Annotated in this window: 11 protein-coding genes; 1 reads left to right on the forward strand and 10 read right to left on the reverse strand. The window is 61.8% G+C overall.

Features of this window, described 5'->3' with window-relative positions; genetic code table 11:
* Positions 1 to 24: 24 nt before the first annotated feature.
* The 7 genes from PSH76_RS21520 to PSH76_RS21550 form a co-directional block, all read right to left on the reverse strand.
* Positions 25 to 1,035 carry a chemotaxis response regulator protein-glutamate methylesterase gene (locus PSH76_RS21520; RefSeq protein ID WP_305492885.1) on the reverse strand — a complete coding sequence of 337 codons (1,011 nt, stop codon included), beginning with the start codon at positions 1,033 to 1,035 and terminating at the stop codon, positions 25 to 27.
* Positions 1,032 to 3,311 carry a hybrid sensor histidine kinase/response regulator gene (locus tag PSH76_RS21525; protein ID WP_305492886.1) on the reverse strand — a complete coding sequence of 760 codons (2,280 nt, stop codon included), beginning with the start codon at positions 3,309 to 3,311 and terminating at the stop codon, positions 1,032 to 1,034. Before PSH76_RS21525 ends, PSH76_RS21520 begins: the two co-directional genes overlap by 4 nt.
* On the reverse strand, positions 3,308 to 4,009 hold the full coding sequence (locus PSH76_RS21530) for a chemotaxis protein CheW (protein ID WP_305492887.1): 702 nt from the start codon (positions 4,007 to 4,009) through the stop codon (positions 3,308 to 3,310). Before PSH76_RS21530 ends, PSH76_RS21525 begins: the two co-directional genes overlap by 4 nt.
* Positions 4,006 to 5,268 (reverse strand): protein-glutamate O-methyltransferase CheR, encoded by a 1,263-nt coding sequence (locus PSH76_RS21535; RefSeq protein ID WP_305492888.1) that lies wholly within the window; start codon positions 5,266 to 5,268, stop codon positions 4,006 to 4,008. Before PSH76_RS21535 ends, PSH76_RS21530 begins: the two co-directional genes overlap by 4 nt.
* Positions 5,265 to 5,777, reverse strand: a complete 513-nt coding sequence (locus tag PSH76_RS21540; protein WP_003189072.1) for a chemotaxis protein CheW — start codon at positions 5,775 to 5,777, stop codon at positions 5,265 to 5,267. Before PSH76_RS21540 ends, PSH76_RS21535 begins: the two co-directional genes overlap by 4 nt.
* Entirely contained in the window at positions 5,777 to 7,399 is a 1,623-nt protein-coding gene (locus tag PSH76_RS21545; RefSeq protein WP_305492889.1) for a methyl-accepting chemotaxis protein, read from the reverse strand. Before PSH76_RS21545 ends, PSH76_RS21540 begins: the two co-directional genes overlap by 1 nt.
* 762 nt (positions 7,400 to 8,161) lie before the next feature.
* On the reverse strand, positions 8,162 to 8,869 hold the full coding sequence (locus tag PSH76_RS21550; RefSeq protein ID WP_056790152.1) for a tellurite resistance TerB family protein: 708 nt from the start codon (positions 8,867 to 8,869) through the stop codon (positions 8,162 to 8,164).
* Positions 8,870 to 9,173: 304 nt separating this feature from the next.
* Between PSH76_RS21550 and PSH76_RS21555 the strand changes: the two genes are divergently transcribed.
* Complete coding sequence (locus tag PSH76_RS21555; protein ID WP_056790149.1) at positions 9,174 to 10,799, forward strand: glucan biosynthesis protein D; 1,626 nt, start codon at positions 9,174 to 9,176, stop codon at positions 10,797 to 10,799.
* 53 nt (positions 10,800 to 10,852) lie between these two features.
* Here PSH76_RS21555 and PSH76_RS21560 read toward each other — a convergent pair whose 3' ends face one another.
* The 3 genes from PSH76_RS21560 to PSH76_RS21570 form a co-directional block, all read right to left on the reverse strand.
* Positions 10,853 to 11,038 (reverse strand): hypothetical protein, encoded by a 186-nt coding sequence (locus PSH76_RS21560; RefSeq protein ID WP_003189066.1) that lies wholly within the window; start codon positions 11,036 to 11,038, stop codon positions 10,853 to 10,855.
* A 303-nt stretch (positions 11,039 to 11,341) separates the two neighbouring features.
* A complete protein-coding gene (locus tag PSH76_RS21565; RefSeq protein ID WP_161907414.1) occupies positions 11,342 to 12,448 on the reverse strand; it encodes an NADH:flavin oxidoreductase/NADH oxidase in 1,107 nt (368 codons plus the stop codon).
* A 212-nt stretch (positions 12,449 to 12,660) separates the two neighbouring features.
* Positions 12,661 to 14,562 carry a potassium transporter Kup gene (locus PSH76_RS21570; RefSeq protein WP_032893242.1) on the reverse strand — a complete coding sequence of 634 codons (1,902 nt, stop codon included), beginning with the start codon at positions 14,560 to 14,562 and terminating at the stop codon, positions 12,661 to 12,663.
* Positions 14,563 to 14,700 lie beyond the last annotated feature (138 nt).

A 14,700-nucleotide genomic window follows, 5' to 3' on the forward strand; every position in this document is an offset into this window, starting at 1 on the left:
GCCAGCACGGCGGGAGATTCTTGTTCATTTTGCAAAGACCTCCAGCAATCGGGGCGCAATTCTATCCAGTGGGCGAATTTCAACAGCAGCATCAATCGCCGCCGCCGCTTTGGGCATGCCATACACCGCCGAGCTCTGTTGGTCCTGGGCGATGGTCAAATATCCTTGTTCGCGCATCAGCTTGAGGCCCTGGGCGCCGTCGCGCCCCATGCCGGTGAGCAACACGCCGACGGCGTCACCGTTCCAGTGGCTGGCGACGCTTTCGAAAAACACGTCGATCGACGGCCGGTAAATCTCGTTCACTGGCTCTGCGGTATAGGCTAGCGTGCCATTTTTCAACAAGCGAATATGGTGGTTGGTGCCGGCCAGCAATACCACGCCGGGTTGAGGCGGCTCGCCTTCACAGGCCAGGCGCACCGGCAGGCCGGAAGCGCTGCTCAACCACTCGGCCATGCCGGCGGCAAACACCTGGTCCACATGCTGCACCAGCACGATGGCGGCGGGAAAATCCCGGGGCAACCCCTTGAGCAGCACTTCCAGAGCCGCCGGCCCACCGGCGGAAGATCCAATCGCCACCAGCCGTTGACGCTTGCCAGTGACCCTCTGCGGCGGGGTTTCGGCACGCACTCGGGTACCACGCTGACCGATCAGCCAGCCAATATTAAGGATCTTGCGCAACAGCGGCGCCGCCGCATCCTTGGGGTTGCCCACCCCCAGCGGCGGGGTGTCCACCACATCCAGGGCGCCGTGGCCCATGGCTTCGAATACACGGCTGACGTTGGCCTGGCGGTCGACGGTGACGATCACGATCGCGCATGGCGTGTCGGCCATGATCTGGCGGGTAGCTTCCACGCCGTCCATCACCGGCATGATCAAGTCCATCAGGATCAGGTCCGGGGTCAGCTCGGCACAACGTTGCACCGCTTCCAGGCCATTGCTGGCCACCCACACCACCTCGTGGGCGGGCTCGTAACTCAGGGCGCGGCGCAAGGCCTCTACGGCCAGGGGCATGTCATTGACGATCGCAATCCTCATGCCCGGGCGCCTCCAATCAGTTCAACCACGGCGTCGAGCAAGGCGTCGTCATGGAAACTGGCTTTGGCTAAATAATAGTCGGCCCCGGCGTCGAGGCCACGGCGGCGGTCTTCTTCACGATCCTTGTAAGAAACCACCATCACCGGCAACGATTGCAGGCGACTGTCACGGCGCAAAAGTGTGACCAATTCAATACCGTCCATGCGAGGCATATCAATATCCGTGATAAGCAGGTCGAAGTCCTCGGAGCGCAATGCGTTCCAGCCATCCATGCCATCGACCGCAACGGCAACTTCATAACCACGGTTGAGTAACAATTTGCGTTGCAGCTCGCGCACCGTCAGTGAGTCGTCCACCACCAGCACACGCTTGCGCGGCGCTTCGGTGGCCTGCTGGCTGCGCCGGGCGATGCGCTCCAGGCGGCCGGTGTTGAGCAATTTGTCCACCGAGCGCAGCATGTCTTCGACGTCGACGATCAACACCACCGAGCCGTCATCGAGCAAGGCCCCGGCAGAAATGTCCTGGACCTTGCCCAGGCGATCATCCAGCGGCAACACCACCAGGGTGCGCTCGCCGATAAAGCGCTCCACGGCAATCCCGTACACGGCATCGCGTTCGCGGATCACCACTACTTTCAAGGTATCTGACGGGGTCTGCCCCGGCGGGCGCTGCAGCAACTGGCTGGCGGCAACCAGGCCGACGTGCCGGCCCTCATGCCAGAAGTGCTGGCGGCCTTCCAACTGCACGATGTCGTCGGGGGCCAGGTCGCACATGCGTTCGATATGCGCCAGGGGGAAGGCATAGGCTTCTTCGCCGACCTCCACCACCAGGCTGCGCACCACCGACAAGGTCAACGGCACCTCCAGGTGGAAGCGGCTGCCCTGCCCTGCTGTCTGTTCCAGCACCACCGCGCCGCGCAACTGGCGAACCATATGCTGCACCGCGTCCAGGCCCACACCGCGCCCGGACACTTCGGTGACCTTGTCACGCAGGCTGAACCCCGGCAGGAACAGAAACGTGAGCAGTTCTTCTTCGCTCAGGCGCAGGGCCGTTTCCACCGGCGACAAATTCCGGTCGACAATGGTGCCGCGCAGGCGCTCGAGGTCGACACCGTTGCCGTCATCGCTCAACTCCAGCACCAGCAGCCCGGCCTGATGGGACGCGCGCAGGCGAATCAAGCCTTCCGCCGGTTTGCCCGCCAGCACGCGCTGCTCAGGGGTTTCGATGCCGTGGTCGACCGCATTGCGCAATAAATGGGTGAGCGGTGCTTCGAGTTTTTCCAGCACGTCACGGTCGACCTGGGTCTTTTCGCCCTCAATCTCCAGGCGCACCTGCTTGCCCAGGCTACGACCGAGGTCACGCACCATGCGCACCTGCCCGGCCAGCACGTCGGCAAACGGCCGCATGCGGCAGGCCAATGCGGTGTCGTAAAGCACTTGGGCACGCTGGCCGGCCTGCCAGCCGAACTCATCCAGCTCGGCGTTTTTTTCCGCCAGCAGGGCCTGGGCTTCACTCAGCAGGCGACGGGTATCGGCCAGGGCTTCCTGGGCTTCCAGGTTCAGATCCAATGATTTGAGCTGGCCATCCAGGGCGTCGAGGGCACGCAAGCTGTTGCTCTGAATGCGCTTGAGCCGCTGCAGGCTGGCCAGGTACGGCTTGAGCCGCTGGGTTTCCACCAGGGATTTGCTGGACAAGTCCAACAGGCTGTTCAAGCGCTCGGCTGTGACCCGCAGCACCCGCTCGCCGCCTTCGGTCATGCGCTTGTTCTGGCGCGGGGCTTCGCTACTGACCGCTGGCGCGGGCTCCAGCTCAGGCTCCAGCAGCAAGGCGTCTACCTGCGGCACAGAGAGGGGCTCGGGTTTTGGCTGCGGAGTGGCAATCGGCTGCGCGGGGTCGAGCAAGCGCTCCATCAGCGCTACGTACGCTTCGATATCCGCCGGCCCCACATCGTTGCCCGGGGTGGCGATACGCATCAGCAGGTCGGTGCCTTGCAGCAACGCGTCGATATGTTCAGGTTGCAGGTACAGGCGGCCCTCCTGGGCGCTGACCAGGCAATCTTCCATGACATGGGCCACGCTGACCCCGGCATCCACGCCGACAATCCGCGCCGCCCCTTTGAGTGAATGCGCGGCGCGCATGCAGGCTTCGAGCTGGTCGGCCTGGGTCGGGTTGCGCTCCAGCGCCAGCAGGCCTGCGCTCAACACCTGGGTCTGCGCATCGGCTTCCAGGCTGAACAGTTCCAACAGCGAGGCATCGCGCATCTGGTCGGGGGTCATGCGAGGCTCCGGGTCACGGCGGACAACAATTGCGCTTCGTCCAGCCAACGCAGGCTGCGGCCTTTCCACTGCAACACGCCTTGGGTGTAGCGGGCGCTGGCCTGGGTGCCGGACACCGACGCGCCCTGCAAGGTGCGCTCATCGATGGCGTGGATGCCGTCTACTTCATCCACCGGCACCACGACCGGGCCGTCCTGGGCAGCGATGATCAGCATGCGCGGCATGATCCGCCCGCCGCTCGCGCCGGTACTGGTGCTGTCCAGGCCCAACAGTTCCACCAGTGACAGGCATGCCACCAGCGCCCCGCGTACATTGGCCACGCCCAGCAGCGCCCGGGAGCGCTGGTGCGGCAGCGAGTGGATCGGCTGCAACGGCGCTACTTCCACCAGGCAACGGGTGGCGATCCCGAGCCATTCTTCGCCGAGGCGGAACATCAACAGCGAACGGGTGACCACCTCGTTATCCGCTTCGGCACTTGCCTGCGCGTGATGGTCGTCCTGTTGCAGCGCGTAGCGGTCAAGCAGGCGCGTTGCAGCGGCCGAATACACCGAGCAATTGCGGCAGTGGATGTGCTCAGCCAACAACGGGCAGGACTTGTCGCCATGGATACCGATGCGGTTCCAACAGTCGTCAATGGCTTGGGTGTCAGTCAGCGTCAGGTCCAGGCCTGCGGTGTCGAGCACGTCAGGGCTACTCATCGTTTGGACTCACTGTCAGCTCGCTCGCTACGGGCGGCGCGTGCCTGAAGACGACGCGCGCCGGCACTGTCGCCCTGGGACTCGAGCAACGCGGCCAGGTGCATCAGGGCCTGGGGATGCTGCGGTTCCAGATACAGGGCTTTTCGATAATACCCTTGCGCCTCCAGGGCACTGCCAGCCACATCGCTGAGCAGCCCCAACCAGTAAAACACCTGGGCGGCCGGTGGGTGGCTGCTCAAATAGCGCTCGCAGGCCGCACGGGCTTCGGCACTTTTGCCCTCATTGGCCAGGGTTGCGATCTGGCTAAGCAAATCCCCAGCATCGGTAGGCACCCCTTTGACCGGTGGCACGCTGGGGCTGACCGTACTGAACGGCCGCGGCTTGAGCGCTATCGGCGCCGCCCTGCGCTGCGGTAGCGGCGCGGGCGTCGGTTTGACCACAGGTGCTGGCGGCGGGGTCGGTTCTACATGACGACTGAAAGCGAAGGACTGCGGCACGCCGATGGAGCGCATACCGTGGCGCCCCAGCAGGCTGCCCTCGGCTGGGCCGATAAACAGCACGCCGTCCACGTGAGTCAATGCCTTGAGCACATCAAACACTTGTTTCTGGGTCGGCTGGTCGAAGTAGATCAGCAGGTTGCGGCAGAACACAAAATCGTAGGTTGGCTCGTTCGCCAGCAATGCCGGGTCCAGCAAGTTGCCGACTTGCAGGCGCACTTGTTCGCGCACTCGGTCGGCGATGCGATAGCTGCCTGCGTCTTCAGTGAAGTGGCGGTCGCGAAATTCAAGGTCGGCGCCGCGAAACGAGTTCTTGCCGTACACACCCCGCCGCGCCCGCTCCACCGACAGCGGGCTGACATCCATGCCCTGCACTTTGAACTGGTGGGGCGCCAAACCCGCATCAAGCAAAGCCATGGCAATCGAATAGGGCTCTTCGCCGGTCGAACACGGCAGGCTGAGAATACGCAGGGCGCGCATCTGATTGATCTCGGCCAGGCGCACCTGGGCCAGGCGGGCCAGGGTGGCAAAGGATTCGGGATAACGGAAAAACCAAGTCTCGGGGACGATCACCGCTTCGATCAGCGCCTGCTGCTCGTCATGGGAGGTTTGCAAGTGCTGCCAGTAAGCCTCCGCCGACGGCGACTGGGACGACTGGCAGCGCTGGCGCACCGCGCGTTCGATGATCGCCTCGCCCACCGACGCGACGTCCAGGCCGATGCGTTCTTTCAAGAACGCGAAAAACCGCGGGTCATTGCTCATAGGCTCAACTCGGCGCAGAACAACAAGGCGCGCACTGGCGCGGTCAACAGATCCGCGACGCCAATCCACTGCATCAAGCCCTGGGCATCCTCACGCACCGGCCCCAGGTATGGCGCCTGCTGATTATCCAGGCCATAAGGCTGGAACTCGGCGGGGTCGCAACGCAGGGTATCGGTGGCCTGTTCCAGGATCAGCCCCAGCCAACGCGCCTCACTCCAAGGCTGCGGCTGGTAATTGACCAACACCAGGCGCGTACTGGTACGCGCCTGGGCCGAAGTGCCGAACGTCAGCGCGCTCAAGTCGATGACCGGCACCAGCACCCCACGATGGGCGAAGATACCCGCCACCCATAAGGGCGCTTGGGCGATGGGTTTAAGCGCCAGGCGCGGCAGCACCTCGGCCACTTCGGTGGCCTTGAGGGCAAAGCGTTCGTTGCCGATGCGAAACACCAGGAACAACGCCTTTTTCGCTGCCGGGACGGCACCGCGTTTAGCCGCGAGCTCGCTCATCAGACTTTGAAACGCGAGACGCCGCTGCGCAGACCGACCGCAACCTGGCTCAGTTCATCAATGGCAAAGCTGGCCTGGCGCAGGGATTCGACGGTCTGGCTGCTGGCATCGCCCAATTGCACCAGCGCGTGGTTGATCTGCTCGGCGCCGGTGGCCTGGGCCTGCATGCCTTCGTTGACCATCAACACCCGCGGCGCCAGGGCCTGTACCTGATGGATGATCTGCGACAGTTGCTCGCCCACTTGCTGCACCTCGGACATGCCCCGGCGCACCTCCTCGGAAAACTTGTCCATGCCCATCACCCCCGCCGACACCGCCGACTGGATCTCGCGCACCATCTGTTCGATGTCGTAGGTCGCCACGGCGGTCTGATCGGCCAGGCGACGCACTTCGGTGGCAACCACGGCAAAGCCGCGCCCGTATTCACCGGCTTTCTCAGCCTCGATCGCAGCATTGAGGGACAACAGGTTGGTCTGGTCGGCCACCTTGACGATGGTCACTACCACCTGGTTGATGTTGCCGGCCTTCTCATTGAGGATCGCCAGCTTGGCGTTGACCAGGTCGGCGGCACCCATCACCGAGTGCATGGTTTCTTCCATGCGGGCCAGGCCCTGCTGGCCGGAACCTGCTGCCACCGAGGCCTGGTCGGCGGCGGTGGACACTTCGGTCATGGTGCGGACCAAGTCTTTGGACGTGGCGGCGATTTCGCGGGATGTGGCGCCGATTTCGGTGGTTGTCGCCGCGGTTTCTGTCGCGGTCGCCTGTTGCTGCTTGGAGGTCGCGGCAATCTCGGTGACCGAGGTAGTGACCTGTACCGATGAGCGCTGCGCTTGGGACACCAGGGCAGTCAGCTCGGTCATCATGTCGTTGAAGCCGGTTTCAACCGCGTTGAATTCGTCCTTGCGCTCCAGATTCAGGCGCTTACTCAGGTCGCCGGTGCGCATGACTTCGAGGATTTGAACGATGCGCTGCATCGGCGCCATGATCGCGCGCATCAGCAACAGGCCGCACAGCGCGGCGGCGAGAATTGCCAGCAGCAGCGAGACGCCCATGCTGATCTTCGCGGCCGCTACCGCATCATCGATGGCAGCGGTGGCGTTGTCGGCGACCTGTTTGTTCTCGTTGATAATGTCGTTGAGCTTCATGCGGCCTGCGGTCCAGGCGGGGGTCAGTTGCTCGTTGAACAACCGCAGCGCTTCGGCTGCGTTATTGCTCTGATGGGCCGCCAGGACTTGGGCGAGAATCTGGTTGTAGTTCTGGTGCAGTTTTTCGAAGGCATCGAATTCGGTGCGATCCTGGGTGATATTGATCGTTCCCGCATAGCTGGCCATGTGCTGCTCAAGCCGAGCTTCGAAAGACTTGTAATCCTGTTTGTCGGTTTCGGAAATGCCCTGATTCTCGTGGATTCCGACCAACTCCTGGGTTTGCAGGTAGCTGTCGACCCAGGCGCTGCGAATCATCGAGCTGAAAAACACCCCGGGCACCGCATCGTCGCGGACTGAGTTTTCGCTGACTTCGATTTTCAGCAGGCGTGAATACGAGACTACGACCATCAGCAGCATGATCGCGATAATTACCGCAAAGCTCGCCAAAATCCTTTGGCGCAGGGTCCAGTTCTTCACAGTAATTCCTCGCAGGGCCATTCAAATGGAGGGGAGTATAGCTGAGCGGCTGCGCGCTTTTATCAAGGCTTTTGATGTGCAGTGCACAGAATGCAGATGTGCTTGCGTTGGCCATAGCTATCTACACAATTTTGCGTGCGACGCGGGGCCTGTGGCGAGGGAGCTTGCTCCCGTGGCTGCCTGATAGCCGACACCTATTCACCTGCCCCCCCCACAATCTAAATGTGGGAGCTGGCTTGCCTGCGATGGCTGCCTCCCAGCCGACAACTATCTACCAGACACCCCAACGATCCAACTGTGGGAGCGGGCTTGCTCGCGAAGGCGGCCTGGCAGTCAACACAGTTGTATTGTCTGCATATCCATTCCTGCGGTAACGGCCGCTTAGGGTTCCGCCCTGACGGCGGGTCACTTTGGAAAAGCCCCAAAGTAACCAAAGGGCTCTTGCCCCACCACTCGGCACCTCGCTTTGGCTCGGTGTGCCCGTAATCCGCCAGTGATTTGGGGGGCCGCCGCCACGCGCCATCCATGGCGCGGGGCGGCTAAACCGGCATCCCTGCCGGTTTACCCCCCAAATCCCTGTCGAATTCCGGCCAGCGTGGTTTGACGGGGCGCCTAAGATCAAAAGCAGATCAAGAGCAAGATCAAGGGCGGCTCGCTTCGCATCGTGGTTACGGCGATGGCATCAGTCGGAAATAGAGTGACTGGTCTAGCGCATTCGCGAGCGAGCCCGCTCCCACATTTTTGATGGGCGTGAGGCCTTGTTTATGCGTTAAGCCGTACTTGTTTTTCTAACTCCAGCTTCAAGCCTGGTTCAAGTTTCAGCTGGCGGGCCAGTTCGTCCAGGTAGGCTTTTTCCATGAAGTTTTCTTCGTCTACCAGCATCACGCTGGCGATGTACATTTCGGCGGCCATTTCCGGGGTGCTGGCGGCGCGGGCGACGTCGGTGGGGTCCAGGGGTTTGTTGAGTTCGGCGTGTAGCCAGTGTTGCAACTCCTGATCGTTGTCCAGTTTGGTAAATTCGCCTTCGATCAAGGCGCGCTCGCGCTCATCTACATGGCCGTCAGCCTTGGCTGCAGCCACCAGTGCCTTGAGAATGCCTTGGCTGTGTTGTTCGACCTGGGCCGCTGGCAGGCGGTCGATGGTTTGCGGCTCGCCTTGGGGCGCGCTGGCCTGCTGGGCTTGCCAGTTGCCGTAAGCCTTGTAGGCAATCACACCGAGTGCGGCCAGGCCGCCGTAGGTGAGCGCCTTGCCGCCGAATTTGCGGGCTTTTTTGTTGCCCAGCAGCAAGCCCATGGCTCCCGCTGCCAGGGCGCCGCCGCCGGCACCACCGAGCATGCTGCCGAGCCCGCCACCGTTGAGTAAGCCGCCAAGGGCGCCCTTGTCATTGGACTTGCGTTGGCCGCCGGCCTTGTTTTGCAACATGTCCTGGCCAGACTTGAGCAGTTGATCGAGCAATCCACGGGTATTCATTCGTAGCCTCCAGACACTTGGGTTCGTAGGACCAATAGGCCTCCAGCGTAAAACTAAGTGCCAAAAAGCCGTGATCTAGAGTGCTTCCAGATGTAACGCTCAGTTGCGATGCTGGAAATGTCTTGTTGCACATGCAACGCCATCATCCCGCCATCAATCAATTTGCCTCGCTCATCGAACCGCTTAAGCTATCCGGCGTCTGTTTATTGTCCGTTGCGTTTGGCCGAAGGCATGTCCGAACCGTTATTTCTGATCCGTTACGTGCCAGGAACGGCGCGGGATTTGCTCACGACAGGTTGTCTCTATGCACCGCAGGAATTTGCTCAAAGCATCCATGGCCATTGCGGCTTACACCGGTTTGTCGGCCAGTGGCCTGCTGGCCGCGCAGGCCTGGGCAGGAAACCGGGCTGCCGATGGCAAGGCCGTGGCGTTCGATTTCGAATCGCTCAAGGCCCAGGCCAAGCAATTGGCCACCCGTGGCTACCAGGACACTAAGCAGGTGCTGCCGCCGACCCTGGCCACCATGACCCCGCAGAATTTCAACGCCATCGGCTATGACCGTAACCATTCACTGTGGAAGGAGTTGAACGGCCAACTGGACGTGCAGTTCTTCCACGTCGGCATGGGTTTCAAGACGCCGGTGCGCATGCACAGCGTCGACCCCAAGACCCGTGAAGCCCGCGAAGTGCACTTTCGCCCTTCGCTGTTCAACTATGAAAAAACCACGGTGGACACCCAGCAATTAACCGGCGACCTGGGTTTCTCCGGCTTCAAGCTGTTCAAGGCGCCGGAACTGGACCGCCATGACGTGCTGTCGTTTCTCGGCGCCAGCTACTTTCGCGCAGTGGATTCCACCGGCCAGTACGGCCTCTCGGCGCGTGGCCTGGCGATTGATACCTACGCGAAAAAACGCGAGGAATTCCCTGATTTCACGCAGTTCTGGTTCGAAACCCCGGACAAGAACGCCACGCGTTTTGTGGTCTACGCCCTGCTCGACTCGCCAAGCGCCACTGGCGCCTATCGCTTCGACATCGACTGCCAGGCCAACCAAGTGGTGATGGCGATCGACGCGCACATCAATGCGCGCACCGCCATCGAACAACTGGGCATCGCGCCCATGACCAGTATGTTCAGCTGCGGCACCCATGAGCGCCGCATGTGCGACACCATCCACCCGCAAATCCACGACTCCGACCGCCTGGCCATGTGGCGAGGCAACGGCGAATGGGTCTGCCGGCCTCTGAACAACCCGGCCAAGCTGCAATTCAACGCGTTCGCCGACACCGACCCCAAAGGCTTCGGCCTGGTGCAGACCGACCATGAGTTCGCCAGCTACCAAGACACCGTCGACTGGTACAGCAAACGCCCAAGCCTGTGGGTTGAACCGACCACGGCCTGGGGCGAAGGCTCGATCGACCTGCTGGAAATCCCCACCACCGGCGAAACCCTGGACAATATCGTGGCCTTCTGGACCCCGAAAAAGCCCGTGGCCGCGGGTGATTCGCTCAACTATGGCTACAAGCTGTACTGGAGCGCACTGCCGCCAGTGAGCACGCCGCTGGCACAAGTCGACGCGACCCGTTCGGGCATGGGCGGTTTTACCGAAGGCTGGGCACCCGGGGAGCATTATCCGAAGGTATGGGCGCGGCGTTTTGCCGTGGACTTCAAGGGCGGCGGCCTGGATCGCCTGCCGGCGGGCACCGGCATCGAGCCTGTGGTGACCTGTTCCCACGGTGAGGTGAAGGATTTCAGCGTGCTGGTGCTGGATAACATCAAGGGTTACCGCATCCTGTTCGACTGGTACCCCACCAGCGACAGCGTGGAGCCGGTCGAGCTACGCCTGTTTATTCGCACCCAGGACCGCACCCTCAGTGAAACCTGGCTGTATCAGTACTTCCCGCCTGCGCCAGAGCAACGCAAGTACACCTGACGCCACCCGCACGATCATTCCCACGCAATAACGTGGGAATGATCGGATTTGGCTCAGAACCGCGACACGCTTTTCATCGCGCCAATCAGATAGCGCATCGCCACCTGATCACTCTCGGTCAGCGCCCGATATTGCGCCAGCAACTCCATTTCATCTGAACTCAACCTTCGACCCCGCAAGGACATCCGGCGGCTCAGAAAAGACGCCACCGCACCCGCTACGCCATAGGACTTGGCCATGGACCGCTACTCCTGATATCAGTCAAATACTCCTGGTGCCCATTTCCCAACTCCCGAGAAGCGCAACGGCTTCGCGGACCAACCGCCTGTCTCCCTGGGCCAGAAGTCGGGCTTACCCTTAGCGTAGAAACTATCTCACCATTCGTGGGATTTTTTTAGAGTATTAACTTAAAAAATAACGTCGGTAATAAAAGCCTACAGCGATTGCTCACAGGGTGGTCGATATCGGCTGCGCAACGCCTACAACGCGCGCAAGAAAAAACCCACCGTGTCAGGGTGGGTTTGGCACAGAGGTGAACAGGGTCAATCCCGCAGATCTGACTCATGGATCGGCTGATCCCGGTGGGTCGCCCGTTGGTATTGCGCCGGCCAGATTGCCTTGCGCCCACCCAGGTCATCGTCGGCGTGCAGTGGCCAGTAGGGGTCACGCAGCAGTTCGCGGGCCAGGAAAATAATGTCGGCCTGGCAGGTACGCAGGATGTGCTCGGCTTGAGCGGGTTCGGTAATCATGCCGACGGTGCCGGTGGCCATGCCCGATTCCTTGCGCACGCGCTCGGCGAAGCGCGTTTGGTATCCGGGGCCGGTAGGAATCTCGGCATTCGCGGCGGTGCCACCGGACGACACGTCGATCAGATCCACCCCCAGATCTTTCAGGCGGCGCGCCAACTCCACGGTTTCATCCGGGTTCCAGCCGTCTTCCACCCAGTCAGTGGCCGACACGCGCACAAACAGCGGCAACTCCTCAGGCCACACGGCTCGCACGGCCTTGGTCACTTCCAGCACCAGGCGAATGCGGTTTTCGAAAGAGCCGCCGTAGTGATCCTGACGCTGGTTGCTGATCGGCGAGAGGAACTGGTGCAACAGATACCCGTGGGCGGCATGGATTTCCACCACTTCAAAGCCTGCGGTCAAGGCGCGCTTGGCGGCGGCGACAAAGTCGGCGATCACTTGCTGGATCTGTGCTTCGTCCAGTGGCTTGGGCTGGGTGTGATTGGGATCGAAGGCAATCGGCGAGGGCCCCACCGGCACCCAGCCGCCCTCCTCCGGTTTGACGCTGCCGTGTTTGCCGATCCATGGCCGATGAGTGCTGGCCTTGCGCCCGGCATGGGCCAGCTGAATTCCGGCCACTGCGCCCTGGGCCGCGATAAAACGCGTGATGCGCCGCAACGGTTCGATCTGGGCGTCGTTCCACAGGCCCAGGTCCTGGGCGGTAATGCGGCCGTCGGCGGTCACCGCCGTGGCCTCGGTAAAAATCAGCCCGGCGCCGCCCACGGCCCGGCTGCCGAGGTGCACCAGGTGCCAGTCATTGGCCAGCCCATCGTCGCTGGAGTATTGGCACATGGGTGAAACCGCGATGCGGTTGAGCAGGGTCAATTGGCGCAGGGTGTAAGGTTCGAGCAGCTGACTCATGGCGCACCTCTTCTGGGCTTCATAGGCATTTTTGTAGGAGCGAGCTCGCTCGCGAAGGCCTCACAGGGGTCGCGTTTATCCAGGATTAACGCGTGATCGTTGACGTTTTTCGCGAGCAAGCTCGCTCCTACCAGCCTAGTCGACAACCATCGTTTGCACAGGGTTCAGAAAGGAAAGCGGGAGCCGATTGCCGGCTCCCGGTAGGCAGCACCTTACATCTCGACCTGGGTGCCCAGCTCGATCACACGGTTGACCGGCAGTTTGAAGAACCGCAGGTTGCCGTTGGCATTTTTCAACATGAAGGCAAACAACACTTCGCGCCAACGGGCCATGCCTTTGATGCGCGAGGCAATCACCGTTTCACGGCTAAGGAAATAGGTGGTGCGCATCGGGCTGAAGTCCAGATCATCCAAGTGGCACAGTTTCAACGCTTCGGGCACGTCCGGTTCATCGGTGAACCCGAAGTGCAGGATCACCCGGAAAAAGCCTTCGCCGTAGGCATCCACCTCGAAGCGTCGCGCCGCAGGCACCCGTGGAATGTCTTCATAGACCACGGTCAACAGCACCACCTGCTCATGCAGCACCTGGTTATGCAGCAGGTTGTGCAACAGCGCATGGGGCACGGCGTCGGGCCGCGCGGTGAGGAATACCGCCGTGCCCTGCACGCGATGGGGCGGCTGTACGCGGATACTGCTGATAAAGATCGGCAATGGCAGGCCACCCTCGTCGAGACGGCCGACCAGCAATTGCTTGCCGCGCTTCCAAGTGGTCATCAGCACAAACAGCACGATCCCCGCCAATACCGGGAAGGCGCCGCCCTGGAGGATCTTCGGCGCGTTGGCCGCAAAGAACAGGCCGTCTACCAACAGGCAGCAGAGCAACAGCGGCACGGCCAGCACCGGCGGCCATTTCCACAGCAGCAGCATGACCGCCGATACCAGAATGGTGGTCATCAGCATGGTGCCTGTAACAGCTACGCCGTAGGCCGAGGCCAGGGCACCGGAGGATTCGAAACCCAGCACCAGCAGGATCACGCCGACCATCAGCGACCAGTTCACCGCACCGATGTAGATCTGGCCCTGTTCGGCACTGGAGGTGTGCTGGATATGCATGCGTGGGATGTAACCCAACTGGATCGCCTGGCGGGTCAACGAGAACGCGCCGGAAATCACCGCCTGGGAAGCAATCACCGTGGCCATGGTGGACAAGCCCACCAATGGGACCAGCGCCCAGCTTGGCGCCAACAGGTAGAACGGGTTGCGCGCCGCCTCCGGATCGCCCAGCAGCATCGCGCCCTGGCCGAAATAGTTGAGCACCAGCGCCGGCAGCACCAGCAGGAACCAAGCGCGGGCAATGGGTTTGCGGCCGAAGTGGCCCATGTCGGCGTACAACGCTTCAGCGCCGGTCAACGCCAGCACCACCGCGCCGAGGATCGCCACGCCAATACCCGGGTGAACCATAAAGAAGCGCACACCCCACGCCGGGTTCAGCGCATTGAGCACTTCGGGTTGCTGCAGGATGCCGTACACACCCAGGCCGCCCAACACCAGGAACCAGGTGACCATCACCGGGCCGAACAGCTTGCCGATGCGGTCGGTGCCGTGTTTCTGGATCAGGAACAGCGCCACCAGCACCACCAGGGCAATGGGCACCACCCATTTTTCCAGGCCATCGAACGCCAGTTCCAAGCCTTCAATGGCCGACAACACCGAAATCGCTGGGGTGATCATGCTGTCACCGTAGAACAGCGCCGCGCCACACAGGCCACACACCACCAGAAAACCGCGCAATTTGGCCCGCGTGCCGGCAGCTCGCCGCGCCAACGCGGTGAGCGCCATGATCCCGCCCTCGCCCTGGTTGTCGGCGCGCAGCACGAACAGCACGTACTTGATCGACACCACCCAGATCAGCGACCAGAAGATCAGCGCCAGGATCCCCAAGACACCGTCATGGTTGACCTGCACGCCATAACCACCGTTGAACACCTCTTTAAGGGTGTAGAGCGGGCTGGTCCCGATATCGCCATAAACCACCCCGACCGCCGCCACCAGCATGCCAATCGGCTTGGCTTTTGAATGCTCGGCACCTGCTGCCTGACTACTTGCCTGACCCATCAACCACTCCTGCCCTTTGACCTGAGGTCTTTTATAAACAGCGCTTCTAAGCTGACCCTAGCATGCGCTGTTTTACTTCTCGTAACAGACGTTTTATTGACCCAAGGGCTTTACCCGTGCGTAACGGCGCGAAGCATA

It is taken from the genome of Pseudomonas sp. FP215, assembly GCF_030687795.1.
Classification (GTDB): Bacteria; Pseudomonadota; Gammaproteobacteria; order Pseudomonadales; family Pseudomonadaceae; genus Aquipseudomonas; species Aquipseudomonas salmasensis.

Excerpts from the sequence above, each read along its gene's own strand:
- PSH76_RS21520 (WP_305492885.1), bottom strand. The coding sequence starts at position 1,035 with ATGAGGATTGCGATCGTCAATGACATGCCCCTGGCCGTAGAGGCCTTG.
- PSH76_RS21525 (WP_305492886.1), bottom strand. The coding sequence starts at position 3,311 with ATGACCCCCGACCAGATGCGCGATGCCTCGCTGTTGGAACTGTTCAGC.
- PSH76_RS21530 (WP_305492887.1), bottom strand. The coding sequence starts at position 4,009 with ATGAGTAGCCCTGACGTGCTCGACACCGCAGGCCTGGACCTGACGCTG.
- PSH76_RS21535 (WP_305492888.1), bottom strand. The coding sequence starts at position 5,268 with ATGAGCAATGACCCGCGGTTTTTCGCGTTCTTGAAAGAACGCATCGGC.
- PSH76_RS21540 (WP_003189072.1), bottom strand. The coding sequence starts at position 5,777 with ATGAGCGAGCTCGCGGCTAAACGCGGTGCCGTCCCGGCAGCGAAAAAG.
- PSH76_RS21550 (WP_056790152.1), bottom strand. The coding sequence starts at position 8,869 with ATGAATACCCGTGGATTGCTCGATCAACTGCTCAAGTCTGGCCAGGAC.
- PSH76_RS21555 (WP_056790149.1), top strand. The coding sequence starts at position 9,174 with ATGCACCGCAGGAATTTGCTCAAAGCATCCATGGCCATTGCGGCTTAC.
- PSH76_RS21560 (WP_003189066.1), bottom strand. The coding sequence starts at position 11,038 with ATGGCCAAGTCCTATGGCGTAGCGGGTGCGGTGGCGTCTTTTCTGAGC.
- PSH76_RS21565 (WP_161907414.1), bottom strand. The coding sequence starts at position 12,448 with ATGAGTCAGCTGCTCGAACCTTACACCCTGCGCCAATTGACCCTGCTC.
- PSH76_RS21570 (WP_032893242.1), bottom strand. The coding sequence starts at position 14,562 with ATGGGTCAGGCAAGTAGTCAGGCAGCAGGTGCCGAGCATTCAAAAGCC.